The organism is Streptomyces sp. NPDC020742 (assembly GCF_040641675.1).
Classification (GTDB): domain Bacteria; phylum Actinomycetota; class Actinomycetes; order Streptomycetales; family Streptomycetaceae; genus Streptomyces.
In genome coordinates, this window is the sequence record NZ_JBFAEA010000002.1 from 639,641 (window position 1) to 654,012 (window position 14,372).

General features: G+C 72.7%; 10 protein-coding genes and 1 pseudogene. 6 read left to right on the top strand and 5 right to left on the bottom strand.

Going from position 1 to position 14,372, the window contains the following annotated elements; all coding sequences use genetic code 11:
- Positions 1–69: 69 nt before the first annotated feature.
- Both AB0G84_RS06925 and AB0G84_RS06930 read left to right on the top strand, forming a co-directional pair.
- The gene (locus tag AB0G84_RS06925) at positions 70–1,908 is read left to right on the top strand and encodes a glycoside hydrolase family 15 protein (protein WP_361316487.1); all 1,839 of its coding nucleotides are present in this window, start codon (positions 70–72) and stop codon (positions 1,906–1,908) included.
- A 225-nt stretch (positions 1,909–2,133) separates the two neighbouring features.
- Positions 2,134–3,345, top strand: a complete 1,212-nt coding sequence (locus AB0G84_RS06930) for a CPBP family glutamic-type intramembrane protease (protein WP_361316489.1) — start codon at positions 2,134–2,136, stop codon at positions 3,343–3,345.
- Between the two features lie 143 nt (positions 3,346–3,488).
- Here AB0G84_RS06930 and AB0G84_RS06935 read toward each other — a convergent pair.
- Positions 3,489–3,830, bottom strand: a pseudogene (locus AB0G84_RS06935) (SDR family NAD(P)-dependent oxidoreductase); the annotation flags it as partial.
- A gap of 226 nt (positions 3,831–4,056) precedes the next feature.
- Here AB0G84_RS06935 and AB0G84_RS06940 point away from each other — a divergent pair.
- On the top strand, positions 4,057–6,330 hold the full coding sequence (locus AB0G84_RS06940; RefSeq protein ID WP_361316492.1) for a DUF4132 domain-containing protein: 2,274 nt from the start codon (positions 4,057–4,059) through the stop codon (positions 6,328–6,330).
- A gap of 264 nt (positions 6,331–6,594) precedes the next feature.
- Here the strand turns inward: AB0G84_RS06940 and AB0G84_RS06945 are convergent, their stop codons facing one another.
- The 3 genes from AB0G84_RS06945 to AB0G84_RS06955 all read right to left on the bottom strand — a co-directional run bounded on the left by AB0G84_RS06945 (position 6,595) and on the right by AB0G84_RS06955 (position 9,477).
- Positions 6,595–6,891, bottom strand: coding sequence for a hypothetical protein (locus tag AB0G84_RS06945; protein WP_361316495.1), 297 nt, complete (start codon positions 6,889–6,891; stop codon positions 6,595–6,597).
- A 166-nt stretch (positions 6,892–7,057) separates the two neighbouring features.
- Positions 7,058–7,945, bottom strand: a complete 888-nt coding sequence (locus AB0G84_RS06950) for an aminoglycoside phosphotransferase family protein (protein WP_361316498.1) — start codon at positions 7,943–7,945, stop codon at positions 7,058–7,060.
- Between the two features lie 152 nt (positions 7,946–8,097).
- Positions 8,098–9,477 carry a M64 family metallopeptidase gene (locus AB0G84_RS06955; protein WP_361316501.1) on the bottom strand — a complete coding sequence of 460 codons (1,380 nt, stop codon included), beginning with the start codon at positions 9,475–9,477 and terminating at the stop codon, positions 8,098–8,100.
- A gap of 489 nt (positions 9,478–9,966) precedes the next feature.
- Here AB0G84_RS06955 and AB0G84_RS06960 point away from each other — a divergent pair, with 489 nt between their 5' ends.
- Together AB0G84_RS06960 and AB0G84_RS06965 are read left to right on the top strand one after the other, a co-directional pair.
- Entirely contained in the window at positions 9,967–11,220 is a 1,254-nt protein-coding gene (locus AB0G84_RS06960; protein WP_361316503.1) for a S28 family serine protease, read from the top strand.
- A gap of 179 nt (positions 11,221–11,399) precedes the next feature.
- Positions 11,400–12,617 carry a histidine kinase gene (locus AB0G84_RS06965; RefSeq protein ID WP_361316505.1) on the top strand — a complete coding sequence of 406 codons (1,218 nt, stop codon included), beginning with the start codon at positions 11,400–11,402 and terminating at the stop codon, positions 12,615–12,617.
- A gap of 213 nt (positions 12,618–12,830) precedes the next feature.
- Here AB0G84_RS06965 and AB0G84_RS06970 read toward each other — a convergent pair whose 3' ends face one another.
- Positions 12,831–13,313 (bottom strand): hypothetical protein, encoded by a 483-nt coding sequence (locus AB0G84_RS06970; protein WP_361316893.1) that lies wholly within the window; start codon positions 13,311–13,313, stop codon positions 12,831–12,833.
- Here AB0G84_RS06970 and AB0G84_RS06975 point away from each other — a divergent pair.
- Positions 13,213–14,187, top strand: a complete 975-nt coding sequence (locus AB0G84_RS06975) for a helix-turn-helix transcriptional regulator (protein ID WP_361316876.1) — start codon at positions 13,213–13,215, stop codon at positions 14,185–14,187. The genes AB0G84_RS06970 and AB0G84_RS06975 overlap by 101 nt on opposite strands.
- The last annotated feature ends 185 nt before the right edge of the window (positions 14,188–14,372 follow it).

Genomic DNA, 14,372 nt, shown 5'->3' on the forward strand with positions numbered 1-14,372 from the left:
TTCGCCGCCGGAAACGACCCGGAGGTAACCTGAAGCGAGTGCTCCTGCTCCTCAGCGCAGGGAGGTCCCATGACCGCCGCGTGTGAGAGCCTCCGCCCCAGCAAGGCGGATGCGCCCCGCTACCTGCCCATCGCCGAGCACGGCCTGATCGGCGACATGCGGACGGCTGCCCTGGTCGGGACGAACGGCACCATCGACTGGTACTGCTGCGCCCGCTTCGACGCCCCCAGCGTCTTCGCCGCGATCCTGGACGCCGACCGCGGCGGTGCCTTCGAGCTCGGGCCGGACGTGCCCGCCCGGACCAAGCAGTTCTACTTCCCGGACACCAACATCTTGATCACCCGCTTCTTCGCGGACAACGGCGTGGGCGAGGTCCAGGACTTCATGCCGATCGTCGACGACTCACGCGAGGCGGACCGCCACCGGCTGATCCGCCGGGTGCTGTGCGTCCGCGGATCGCTGCCGTTCACCGTCCGCGTGGCGCCCCGGTTCGACTACGGCCGGCAGTCGCACACCGTGCGCACCGAGCACGGCCACACGGTCTTCGACTCACCGGCGCTCTCCCTGGCGCTGACCTCCAGCGTCCCGGTCGGGATCGAGGGCCCGGACGCCCGCTCCACCTTCACGCTGCACGAGGGCGAGGCCGCGGTCTTCGCGCTGGACCGGATCGGCGGCGGGGTGGAGCCGCGGTCCTGTGCGGTACTGGAGGCCGAGGAGCTGTTCGAGGCCACGGTGCGGTACTGGCGGACCTGGCTCTCCCGGTCCCGCTACCGGGGACGCTGGCGCGAGATGGTGCACCGCTCGGCGCTCACCCTCAAGCTCCTCACCTACGCGCCGACCGGCGCCATCGTCGCCGCGCCCACGACCAGCCTGCCCGAACAGATCGGCGGCGAGCGGAACTGGGACTACCGCTACGCCTGGGTGCGGGACGCCGCCTTCTGCATCTACGCACTGCTCCGGCTGGGCTTCACCGACGAGGCGCAGGCCTTCGTGCGCTTCCTGTCCGGCAACGTCTGCCTCAAGGCCGACGCCGACGGCCCGTTGCAGATCATGTACGGCATCGACGGCCGCAGTGAACTCCCCGAGGAGGAACTCACCCATCTTGAGGGCCACTTGGGCTCGTCCCCGGTCAGGGTCGGCAACAACGCGGTCAACCAGCTCCAGCTCGACATCTACGGCGCCCTCATCGACTCCCTCTACCTCTACGACAAATGGGGCGAGCCGCTCTCCAGCGACCACTGGGACACCGTCGGCACCCTCGTCGACTGGGTCTGCGACAACTGGGACCAGCCCGACGAGGGCATCTGGGAGACCCGCGGGAAGATCCAGCACTTCCTCTACTCCCAGCTGATGTGCTGGGTGGCGATCGAACGCGCGATGCGGATCGCCCGGCATCGGGGGCTGCCGGCGGACATGGCCCGCTGGGCGGGGGCCCGGGACGCGATCTACCGCCGGATCATGGACCGTGGCTGGTCCACGGAGCGGAAGGCGTTCGTCCAGCACGAGGGAGATGACGTCCTCGACGCCGCGGTCCTGATGATGCCGCTGGCCAAGTTCATCTCCCCCACCGACCCCAAGTGGCTCTCCACTCTGGACGCGCTCGGCGGGGAACTGGTCTCCGACTCCCTGGTCTACCGCTACGACCCGCGCAGCAGCCCGGACGGACTGCGCGGCGAGGAGGGCACCTTCTCGATCTGCTCCTTCTGGTACGTCGAGGCGCTCTCCCGCGCCGGCCGGGTGGACGAGGCCCGGCTCGCCTTCGAGAAGATGCTGACCTACGGGAACCACCTCGGCCTGTTCGCCGAGGAGATCGGCCGCACCGGCGAGCAGATCGGCAACTTCCCGCAGGCTTTCACCCACCTCGCCCTGATCAGCGCCGCCTTCAACCTCGACCGGGCCCTGGGGTGACGGCACCGGCCCGATAGGTACCCCGAACGGCGGCCCGTACCGGGGCCCAGGGCCAACCGCGGGACGACCAACGGCGTAGGCCCCGTCCGCGTCGAGTCGTACCGCAGGAGGGTTTGACGCGCCGTCCGTGTCGCGCGGCCCTGCCCGCCGCTTCGTCCTCCGTGCCCCGGGCACACGTAGGGCTCGAGGAAGCAGCGGGAGAAGGAGCGCGGGAGGGACGGGCTGATGGCCACGCACCACGACAGGACGACGACGGAGCGGGGGAGCGCCTGGCGGGCCTGGGGAAGAGCGCTGGCCGGCGGAGCAGTGATGGCCGGGGCGCTGGGTACGGGGAATGCGCTGGGGGCCGCGCTGGTCCAGCGGTTCGGCATCGACGGCTTTCCGCGGCAACTGCTGCCCGCCGCCCTGGTCAGCGCGCTCGCCGTACCCGTGGTGCTGGTGTTACGGGCCGGCCGGCGGGCGCGGCGGCCGGCACTGGGGCTCGGGCCCCGGTCCGCCGCGGCGTACGGACTGCTCCGCGGCTTCGGTGTCACCATGGCCGGCGCGGCCCTGGTGCTCGGCGCCGGCACGGCGCTCGGCTGGGTCCGCTGGTCCGGTCCCCGGCCGGCGGACCTGCTGGCGTTCCTGGTGGGCAACGCCGTGGTGGCGCTGCTGCTGGAGGCGCTGCCGGAGGAGACGACGCTGCGCGGCCACGCCTGGACCTCGCTGCGCGAGCGGTTCGGCGGGGCGGTGTCGGCGCTGGGCACGACGGCGGTCTTCCTGCTGGTGCCGGCCGCCTCGACGGTGGTCCAGGCCGGGGTGGCGCGGGCCGCGGGGGTGGCCGCGCCCCCGATGGGGCCGGTGCCCGCAGGCCAGGACCCGGTCGCCTATCTGGTGCTGCTCACGGTCTTCGGCCTCACCCTGATCGCGGCACGGACCGCGCCCGGGCGGGCACCGCTCTGGGCGGCGATCGGTACGCACCTGGCGTTCCTGACCGTCAACCGGGTGGTGTTCCAGGGCGACCGGCGGGACGCGGGCTGGTCCGCGGAGGTCGCCCCGGTGCACGCCGCGGTCCTGGAACTCGGCTATCTGGCCGCGACCGCGGCGGTGTTCACCGGGGCCCGGCTGCTGGCGTCGCGCCGGGCGCAGCGGGTAGCGGAGGCGCGGCTGGCACCTGAGGCGCGGCTGGCGCCTGAGGCGCGGCCCGCACCGGCACCGGCCGCCGCGCGCCGACCGCGACCGCACCCGGCCGGTCGGCGGCTCACCCAGCCGTCCGGGGCGACCACCTGCACCGTCGGGGGGTGGGCCGGGGGCGGCGCACTGTCAGCCCCGGCCGTAAGGGCCTGGGCCCGTGGTCCGGCGGGGCGCCCGTACGGGCCGGTCAGGGGCGGCGGGCCGGTGCCGGAGCGGCCGGGCCGCCCGGAACGGCCGAGCGGCCCGGAACAGCCGCGCCGCTGACCCGCGCCGCTGACCCGCGCCGTCCACCCGCGCGGCTGCCCCCCCGCCCCCCCGTGTCGCTGACTGGCGCCGTACGGCCGCGCCGCTGACCGCTCCGTACGGCGGCGGGCGGAGCCGCGCCGGGCCCGCCCGCCAAGGGGGAGTCACACGGGCTGGCCGAGCGGGCGGATGATGACGTTGTTGACATCCACCCCGCGCGGCTGCCCGACGGCCCACACGACGGAGTCGGCGACCTGATCAGCCGTCAGCAACAGCCCCTCCGGTAGCCCGCCCAAGCCCTCCCAGAACGGCGTCTCCACCCGCCCCGGGGCGATCAGGGTGACGCCGATGCCGTCCGCGGTCACCATGCGCCGGGTGTTCTCCGCGAGCCCGGTCACCGCCCACTTGGTCGCCCCGTAGAGGTTGCCCGGAGTGTAGACGAAGCCGGCGACACTGCCGATCAGCACGATCCGCCCCCGGGTCTCCTTTGCAGATGGTGCCGATGCATGGGACGTCCGTCACCCGAACTCCACAGACGTGTGGGGAAGTTCGGAAGTGAGGGGATCCCATCAGTTGGAGCGCGCTCTAAGTCAACCCGGTCCGGAAGCCAACGGCGCGGACCCGCGGCCCACCCGGGCGGGCGCCGCACCGGGGCGGCCCACCGACGGCCCTGCGACGGCCCCGTACACGAGCAACCGGCATTGTCAGACCCCGCCGCTACCGTCTGTGGTCATGGACGAACTGTCACCCCACGCCGCACAGTTGCGCGCCGCGATGGCCGGGCCCGAGCAGGACGCCGAGTGGTCCGGCGGCACCGCGGCCGCCTGCGCGCGGCTGACCCCGAGCGAGCTGGGCGCGCTACTCCCGGACGCGTACCGCACCCTCGCCGATGACCAGGCCCCGGACCACGCCCGTCGCGTCGCCCGCGAGGTGACGTGGTCCCGGGTGCAGCCGTCCTTCACCGCCGCTGCCCTGACCGACCTCTACGCCGCGCTCGCCGAGTCGGCACGCCCCACCGACGTCCAGTACGCGGCGGCCGGACTGCTGCGCTGCAGCGAGCCGTGGGACGAGCGGGCACTGGCGGGGCACGCGGCGGTCCTGGTGGCGGCGGCGCGGCAGCGGGCCGATCGGACCGCCGACGCCGCGCTGGCGGTGGCGGCCCTGGCCGGCCCGGACACCGAGCGTTCCCTCGCCGCCCTGTTGCGTACGGTCTTCGCCGACAGCCCGCTGCGGCGCGCGGAGATCGAGGTGGCCCTTGCGACGGGACCGCGCGAGCGGGCACTGCTCGCCGAGGACCAGCGGTACGGACCCGCGCTCGGTGCCTGGCCGCCGCTCACGGCCCTGGCCGAACTGCGGGCGGCCGATGCGCTGCATGTCGAACTCGCCCACCGGGTCCTGCACACCGCCGCCGACCAGCTCGCCGCCCTCCACGCGGGGGAGACCCCGTACGCCGCGGACAAGGCCTTCACTCCGGCCGACGCGGACACCCTGGGCCGGGCCGCCCGGCTGTCGCTGCGGCGCGACGAACCCTGGGCCGGGGAGCTGCTCACCGCCGTGTTGCCACGGCTCGCGGTGGCCCCCACCAGCGCCAGGACCCTGCCCTCCCAGAGCGCCTGTATCGTCCTGGCTCAGGCCGTCGAGGAGTGGCCGACACCCGAGTCCATCGCCGCGCTGCGCGAGGCCTGCCGCGTCGTACGGCACGCCGGGGTGACCAAGAAGCTCGACCGGCTGCTGCGCCGCGCCGAACGCAACCTCGTCCGCCGTCCCGAGTGCGCCCTCCGTCTCCCGGACCTCGGCCTCGGCCCCGACGGCACCCGGCGCCTGCCCTGCGGTGCGTACACCGCCGTGCTCACCGTCACCGACGAGGCCGCGCTCACCTGGGAACGCGCCGACGGCACCGCTCTGAAGTCGGTCCCGTCCGCGGCCCGCCGTGACCACCCCGACCACGTGGCCGCGGCACGCGACCTGTTGGGGGAGGCCCGGACCAGGCTCCGCACCCTGATACGGAGCCTGGAGGGCGGCTGTGCGGAGGGCACCGTCCACCGGTACGACCGCTGGCGCGACGACCTGGCGGCCCACCCCCTGGCCCGTGGCACCGCCCGCCGCCTCATCTGGGAGGTGGAACGGGCCCCCGGCGACTGGCAGGCATTCCTCCCCGCGGCCGAAACGCCCGGCGGGCATCCCGCGGCCACGGCCCCCGTGTCTCCCCCCTTCCCCGTTCCCGATCCCGCCGCCGCGGTCCGGCTCTGGCACCCGGCCCGCGCCACGTCCGCCGAGCGGCGCCACTGGCGCGACCGGATCGCGGAGCTACGGCTGCGGCAGCCCTTCCGCCAGGCCTACCGCGAGCACTACCGGCCCTCGGGCACCACCGGTCACACCACCGACCTGTTCCACGGCCATGTGGTCCGGCTCGAAGCGGTCCTCGGACTGGCGGTGCGCCAGGGCTGGCACATCGACGACGGGGAACTCGCCCTGCCCATGGGCGGGATGACCGCCCGGTTCGACCTGGCCGGGCACCTCTACCCCGGCGCCACCGGTTGGGCCGAGGCCGGGAGCGTCACCCTCCGCCGTGCCGACGGCAGCCCGCAGCCGATGGCCGACGTCGATGCCGTACGGCTGTCCGAGCTGCTCCGCTCCGTCGACCTGCTCGTCAGTGCCGGCAGCTTCGCCTGGTGCGACCGTCACGCCCATGCCCCCGAAGACCGGCAGCGGATGAACCGCCTCTACGACCAGCCCCTGGGGCGGACCGCCCGCCTGCGGCGTGCGGCGCTGCGCCGCATCCTCGCCGACCAGATCACCGCCGGCCGCATCGAGCTGGGCGACCGCCAGCTGCGCCTGGACGGGTACGCCGTACACCTGGCCACCGGCCGGGTCACTCGTGACGGCGACCCGGTCGCCATCGACCTGCCCACGGGCCGCCGAGCCGCTCCACTGCCCTTCCTGCCGTATGACGAAGAGCTCCTGGAACGGGTCGTGCGGACCGTGGGGCATCTGATGGCCGCCTGACGGTGTGGAGAGGGCTCAGCTGATGAGACGTCAGTAATGAGGTGTGCTATCCGACTTGAGGGCGCCGGCCTCAAGTGGCGCTGGCCTCCGGGGGCGCCTCAAGGCCGATGAGGGCGGCGGCGGAGCCGTCCGGTGCGGCTGTCCCCGCGCACCGCACCGGACGGCTGTCCCCGCGCAGCCGCGGATCTGCGCGGGGACGGGCCGCCTACCCGTGAGGGCGCGCGCCGCTGCCTCTACCGTTGCTCCTCGATGCGCCCGAGCGGTTTACAGCGGGCGCGCCCACAGGTCCCACTGGAGGCCGCCGCCGTCGCAGAACGGGTCGGCCCACTTGCCGCTGCTGACCAGGTCGGTGCCGGCGGCCTGGCATCCGCTGAGGGTCCAGAACTTCTTGCCGGTCCAGACCGTTCCGGGAGGACCGTCCATCGGCTTGACCTGCTGCGTGTGGGCCGCCGGCTGTGTGGCCCCGGCCGTCGTGGCGTGGGCCTGAGCGGCTCCGCTCAGTCCGAGGACCGTGAGTGTCGCGGCAGCGAGTGCGGTGGTGAGAATTCGCCTGTTACGCACGTGATTTCCTTTCCCCGTAGCTTCGGGCCCCGTGCGGGCCCGTCGCTCCCTACACGGAGAAGGGGCCTTCGCCGCATGACAGCACTTTCTGTGACCTGAGTCACAGTCGGGTGGAAGGTTCCCCCACCCGTTGTCGAACTGCCCGCTGCGCTCCCGGCCCTCGCCCTCAACGGGACGCGAGGAGTTCCTGGATGACGTGCCGTGCGGTGGCGGCCATCGCCGGGTTGGTGTCCCGGTAGTAGCGCAACTCCATGAGTGCCACCGACAGCGCCCAGCCGCGCCCGCGGGTCCACATCGCGTCGTCGGCCTCCACCGCCGCGCGGAAGGTCTGCCGGGCCCGCTCGGGGAGTACGTACCACGCCACGATCAGATCGACCGCCGGATCACCCACCCCCAGGCACCCGAAGTCGATCACGGCGCTGAGCCGGCCTTCGGTGAGCAGCAGGTTTCCCGGCTGCAGATCGGCGTGGATCCAGACGGGCGGGCCGGACCGGCCGGGGGCCCGTAGCGCCTCGTCCCAGACGGCCGTTGCCGCGTCGCCGTCGATGGTTCCGCGCAGTTCACCGAGCGCGGCGCGGGTGATGCCGTCGCGCGCCGCCAGGGTCTCGCTGCGGTACGACGGTGGGCCGTCCGTCGGGTCGATGCGGTGCAGTGCGGCGACGAACTCCCCCAGATCCCCGGCCAGGAGGACCGGTTCGGCGAGTCGACCGATGACCGGGTGGCCGCCCGCCAGCCAGCCGTAGACGGACCACGGGAAGGGGTAGCCGTCGGCGGGCGCCCCCTCGCCGAGCGGTTCGGGGACGGCGGCCGGCAGCGACGGGGCGAGCCGTGGCAGCCACCGGTGCTCCTTCGCCACGTCCTCGGCGGCCCCCGCCATCCGCGGAAGCCGTACGACCTTGTCCGCGCCGAGCCGGTACATGACGTTGGAGGTGCCCACGGAGTCGACCGGGGTGAGCGGGAGGGGCGCCCACTGCGGAAACCGGGCGCCGAGGAGGCGGCGGACCAGTGGTACGTCGACGGGGATCTCGTCGGCATGCATCGTGCGACCGGGCATGGGCGCCTCTTCCGGACGGGGCGGACTGTCCGGTGAGCGTGCCACGGCGGGGCCCGGGGTGCACCGTCATTTTCGGCGGCCGGCGCCGGGCGGGCGGAAGAAGCCGGCCCGCCCGGCGCCAATGGGACACCGAGGCGCTCAAGTCACCGCCGTCAGCGCGCGATACGCCAGCTCAGTGCCCCGCTCAGCAGCTTGCGCAGCGCGGGGTCCCGGACCGCGTCGGTACGGTCGGTGGCGCGGGCGGTGACGGTGTGGCGACGGCCGTCGGACGGGATGCCGAGGGCGCGCGGTACCACCGAGGTCCGCCCGCGGGCGGCCTTCTGCTCCCGGCCGTCGACGTACCACGTCACCCGGGTGGAGGCGGGGACGGTGACCCGGATCCGGTCCCCGCGGCGCACCGCCCGGTCGGTGGCCACCGGGCTGCTCAGCGCGCTGGCATGGCGGTAGAAGGCGGCGATCATCGCCTCCCGGCCGGGGAGGTTGAACTCGCGGCCGAGCGTGCGCATGATCGAGTTGTCGGTGGGGCGGTTGAGGCCGTACTGGTAGTAGCCGCCGCCCTCGTACGCGCCGACCGTGCCGCCGTCCGGCGACTGCTGGCCCAGCCAGCGGTACCACTTCTGCTGCTGGGCGGCCATCTCGTCGGCGTTCAGCTTGCTGAGGTTGGCCTGCGCGGGCTCGGGGCCGGTGTAGGTCCCGGACTGTCCGTAGTCGTACTCGTCGGCGAGCTTGCCGAGGGAGTGCCCGGTCTCGTGCACCGCGATCTGGTCGGACCGGTCGTTGTCGGAGGAGGCGGTGGCGATCCCGTCGTAACCGACCTGCGAGTGGATGTCGTTGTAGCCCGCACCGCCGTACTTGGTGGAGTTGGACAGCACGACGACGAGGTCGGCGCCCGGGGCCTTGGAGGCGTACGACTCGACCTTGCCGGTGTCGACGCACAACAGCCGCTCGGTGCCGTCGCAGAAGAAGGCGGAGTCGAGCGCGGTGTCGCGGACGACGTCCTTGGTGGGGTCGCCGGAGACACCGGAGTCGTGGGAGACGGCGTCCACCGCCCAGACGTTGAACAGCCCGGTGTAGGAGGCGTAGGGCTCAACGGCCGAGATCTTCGCCCACTTGGCGCGGACGTCGGCGTGGAAGTCCTCCTGCTGGGCGGCCGTGTAGCCGTCCCCGACGAAGACGACGTCGAGCTTGCTGCCGACCGGACCGTTCTGCACGATCGGGGTGACATCGCCGTCGCCGGCGGCGATCGCGGCCTTGTGGGACGGGGAGAGCGGGGCGGACGCCGGGACGGTGGTGTGCCGGGGGTGGCTGTCCGCGCCCGTGAAGTACTCGACCTGCTGGGTGCGTCCGGCGTGCGCGGAGGGGGGCGCGGCCGTCGCGCCCTGGGCCGTGGCCGCCACCGCGGTCGTGGCGGCCAACGCGGCGACCGCCACTCCGGCGGCGGCCGCGGTACGTATGGAGATGCGGAGGGAGACGCGCCGGGTGGGGGAGCCGGCGGCCCGCGCCGTGGCGCGTACGGAGTTGCGTCTGTGCATGGGGGGTTCCTTCCGAAGCCCGCCGCCGGGGCGGCGAGTTGAGCCGTGGTCAGGCGCGCTCAACGTAAGGGCTATGGAGGGCCGGAGCAACGAATGAGGCACAAGTGACGTATTTATGCGCCGAGTTATGGACAGGAGGAGGGCCGCCCTGGACTGGACCCGCCGCCTCGTTCGGATCATCCGTTCGCTCACCAGCACGTGGCCGGGGCCCGCGGCGCATCCGTACAGCCGGCTCCGTCTCCCCCGCCCGGGGGAGACGCTCCCCCCACGCGCGGGATCCCGCCCGTGGCACCCGGCACATGTACTGGAGCGGTCAGCTACTCACAGGGAAGACCGCTGCGCCACATCGGGTTCGGGACCACCGGCGCGGCGGTGAGCACGGGAGCGATCACGATGCGTATGTGGACGAGGCGACGTCTTCTGACGTCCGCGGCGTTGGCAGGAGGCCTTGCTGCCACCGCGGCTGTCCCCGCGGGGGCGGCCGCGGCAGTGACCGGCGGGGCTCGCCGCCTCGGAAGGGACGCCCTCGGTGAAGCCCTGCTGGCCCTGCCAGGACTGAGGCTGATCGAGGAACGGCCGAGCGCCGAGCCTGGATACCGGTTCTTCGTGCTCGGGCTGCGCCAGCCGGTCGACCACACGAACCCCGCGGCCGGCAGCTTCGAGCAGCGCCTCACCCTGCTGCACACCTCCGCCGACCGGCCAACCGTCCTCTTCAGCACCGGATATGAAGCAGGGCTCACCCCGCGGCGAGCTGAACCCACTGTGCTGCTGGGCGGCAACCAACTCCAGGTCGAGCACCGCTTCTTCGGCACCTCACGCCCGCCGAGCGCCGACTACTCCCACCTGACAATCCGTCAGGCCGCCGACGACCACCACCGGGTCGTCCGCCTCTTCCGCCAGCTGTACCCCGGTGCGTGGATCTCCACCGGCAGCAGCAAGGGCGGTATGACCAGCGTCTATCACCGCCGCTTCCACCCCCGTGACGTGGCTGCCACCGTGGCTTACTCCGCCCCGAACAACGTGGACGACCATGACGACGGTGCCTACCTCCGCTTCCTGGCCGGTGTGGGTAGCGCCGCCTGCCGGGACGCCCTCAGGACGGCGCAGCGCCGGATCCTGCTCCGACGTACGGAGATGGTCGCCCGCTACAAGGCCTGGGCAGGAGCCCACAAGGCCACCTTCCGCATCGTCGGCAGTGTCGACAAGGCCCTGGAAATCGCCGTGCTGCGGGCCCCGTTCATGTTCTGGCAGTACGGCACCCCCGCGGACCGCGCTGCCATTCCTGGCCCGGACGCGGGCGCCGACGAGCTGTTCGCCTGGCTCGACGACGTCGCGGGCCTGGCCCTTTACGCCGACACCGTCGCGCGGCGCTTCATCCCGTACTTCTACCAACTCGGCACCCAGTTGGGGTACTTCGACGTCCCCACCGGGCACCTGTCCGGCCTTCTGCGCTATCCGGATGCCATGGATCCCCGTACGTTCGTCCCGCGCGACATCCCCATGCGCTTCGACCCCGACGTCATGCCTGATATCGACCACTGGGTTCGCCACCACGGAGACCGCATGCTCTTCATCAACGGCGCCCACGACCCCGCCGTCGCCGAACCCTTCCACCCGAGCGCCCGCGACTCCCACCTGATGTGGGCCCCCGGAGCCAACCACGGCGCCACCCTCGCCGATCTCCGCCCCACCGACCGCGCACAGGCCGTCAGCCTGCTCACCCGATGGACCGGCAACGGCTGACATCCGTGCGCAGCACGGTCGGGGGCGCGACTGCCCGCACCCACGTGAAGTCTCTGACGCCGACGCTGTTCGGACGGCCACGCCAGGGCCGTCCGCACACGGGGACGTCCCCCTGTGGCGGAGACCGTCTTCCCCAGCGGGGGAGACACCACCTCTCCGGGGTCTGCCAGCATGACGGCATGCTGAGCCTGCTGCTGCCGCTGACACGTGCGGTCACCTACACCCGCTGGCTACACCTGGTGGTGGGAGCGATCGTGCCGCTCTGCTGCGCCATGGTCTATCCGGGACTGAGCGGCCTGTCGACAGGCGACTGGGTGCTGATCGCAGCCCTCCCGGTCCCCTTGGCCCTGGCCGTCGCCATGGTGCCCTCGGTGCGCCGGGCGGAGGGGCTGCAGGCGCAGCTGATGCTGTTTCCCGTTCCTCATGCCCACGCGAAGAGGTACGCGATCCCCGACGTCTCCGCCGTGCCGTCCGCTTCCTGGACCGACCGGGCCAGAACCGGTGTCTGGCTGGTTCTCCGTCTGGAAGCAGGACTTGCCGTCGCGCTGATGACGGAGCGGTTGATGACCCTCTCGCTGTCGCTCGCCGGAGCGGCCGCCGGGGATCCTGGCGTCGCTGTCCCGGTCCTGCCCGACACCGGTGCGAGCTGGGTGTACGTCCTGTGGGCACTGGTGCCCCTGGTGGTGCTGGTCACGGCGGCCACCGGGGCGGGCGCGCTCATCGCTCGGGCCGCCCGCCGACTGCTCGGGCCGTCCGTCGAAGAGCGGTTGTCCGAGTTGGAGGAGCGCACCGAGCAGCTCCTCGAACGCAACCGCATCGCGAGGGAGCTGCACGACTCCCTTGGCCATGCGCTCACCCTGGCCGTGCTGCAGGCCGGTGCCGCCCGGGCAGCGGCTGACCCCAAATTCACCGACCGGGCCCTGGAGGCCGTCGAAGAGACCGGACGGTCCGCATTGGAAGACCTGGAACGCGTCCTGCTCCTGCTGCGCGATACGGGACGGACGACGGGCAGCCGTCCCGATCTTGCAACGACGGACCGCCTGCTGGATTCCGCGCGGTCGTCGGGCGCGCAGGTCGACGCCGAGGTGACGGGGCGACTGGAGCGCCTGCCGGGGCCGATCTCCCGTGAGGCCTACCGGATGCTCCAGGAGGGTCTCACCAACGTGCTACGGCACGCGGGCCCCGTCCAGATCGCCGTGCGCATTGCCGTGGAGGAGGCGAGACTGCGACTTGAGGTACGCAATCCGCTGGCCGCTGCGGCACCTTCGGCGGCCGGCACGGGGGGTGGCAGTGGGCTGCGGGGGATCCGTGAGCGTGCCGCACTGCTGGGAGGCGGGGCCCGAGCGGGACAAGAGGGCGGCCAGTGGCTGCTGCACATCGAACTGCCGCTGCGATGATCCAGGGAGACCACATGCCGCTCTCACCGGAGTGTTGGGCGTGCTGCGCAGCCGTACCTTCGACGATGCGGCGGCCCGTGCCACCGCCACCGAGCTGGCGGTCTCGGCCCTGGTGGAGCTGCGCGCGGACGCGGAGCGGGACCAGGAGATCGCCGAGGAGCCGGCCGGGCAGGCCTTCGCCCGGCTCGCCGACTCACTGCGGCCGCTGGTGCGCTACCGCCCCGTACGGCTGGAGTGGGGCGCGCCGGACTCCGGCCGCACCGTGGCCGCGGACGTGGCGCACTCCGCGCGCATGATCGTCCGGGCGGTGCTGCTGAATGCGCTGGAACAGGAGTCGGTGACCCGGGTGCACATCGGCTGGCAGATCACCGACGACGCACTGCGGGCGACGGTACGGGGCGACGGGCCCGGCACCCTCACCCATGAAGCCCTGGCACCCGGCCGGGTCCACGAACGGCTCGATGTGCTCGACGGGCGGCTGGACGTCGACGCCGTGCTCGGCTGGGGGACCACGGTGTCGGCGACGATCCCGCTGCGGGTGTCCCAGGATCCGGCGCCCGACCCGCTGACCACCCTGGGCGAACGGGAGCTGGAGGTGTTGGCCCGGCTGGCGCTCGGGCACCGGAACCGGGCGATCGCGCAGGAGCTGCACATCAGCGAGTCGACGGTGAAGTTCCACGTCGCCAAGATCCTCACCAAGCTGGGCGTCGGGTCGCGGGGCGAAGCCGCGGCCCTCTTCCACACGGTGGCCTGGCGGGGCCTTGGCCCGGCGTCGCCGCGCCCGCCCCGCCCCGGTTCAGGCGAGGTGCTTTCCGTTCTCCACGTGCCGCGCCTTGGGGACGCCGCTGAACCGCGCGGCCTGCCCGGCCGGGGCCGTACGCATCGACCGTTCCGCACGGGCCCGCCGTTCCTCGGCATCGTCGACCGGTGTCACATCGGTCCAGTAGATGTCGAGCATCGTCCGCAGCGACGTCGGTTCGCTCGTCGGACCTATCGGCACGGTGATCTGGTCCAGCGCGTGCCACAACTCGTAGTCGGCCTGCTCGGCGACGCCGCCGGATCTGGCGTGCGCCGCCTGGTGCTTGTGCACCGCGAGGGCGAGGTCCCGCAGCCGGTCCCGGTGGTTCTGCGCGACCTGGTGGTTGATGGACCGGTTGATCTCCTTCTTCGCCCGGTTGATCTCCGACAGCGCGTTCTGCACCGTCCGACTGAAGTTCGCCGCGCGATGCCGCCACGCGTCGTACTCCCGCTTCGAGGCGAACCACTCCTCCTTGCCGGCCGCCCCCCGGGCGAAGCACTCCAGCCGGAACTTCTCGCGCTCCTCGCGGCGCTTGCGCAGGACGGAGGAGTTGCGCTGGAAGAGCGTGTTGAGGGCCTCCCGGGTCCGGTCGATCAGCAGGGGATCGACCAGCACCGCCCAGACCTCGGGATCGCGTGCCGGCGGATGGGCGTTGTCGAGGACCAGCTGCTCGTAGTGGGCGTTGTTGAGTCGGGTGAGGTGACCTGCGTCCATCAGTCGGCCTCCAAGCCGGTTGTGGGCTTCTGCACCCATGGTGACTGCTGGGAGTGACGACCGGCAGGGCGTGAAAAGAACACGGTGAATGCGCCCCTGGCATGGTCCAGTGGCGCCCGGCCCGGTGCGGGCCGGAACGACCCGATGGGGCGACGACCACCGTCTTCGTCCTGACGGGCGGAACGGGAATTGAACGGCAGCGGCCGCCGGCCCGTATCTCCTCGTAGCCCCCTGGGGGTTCG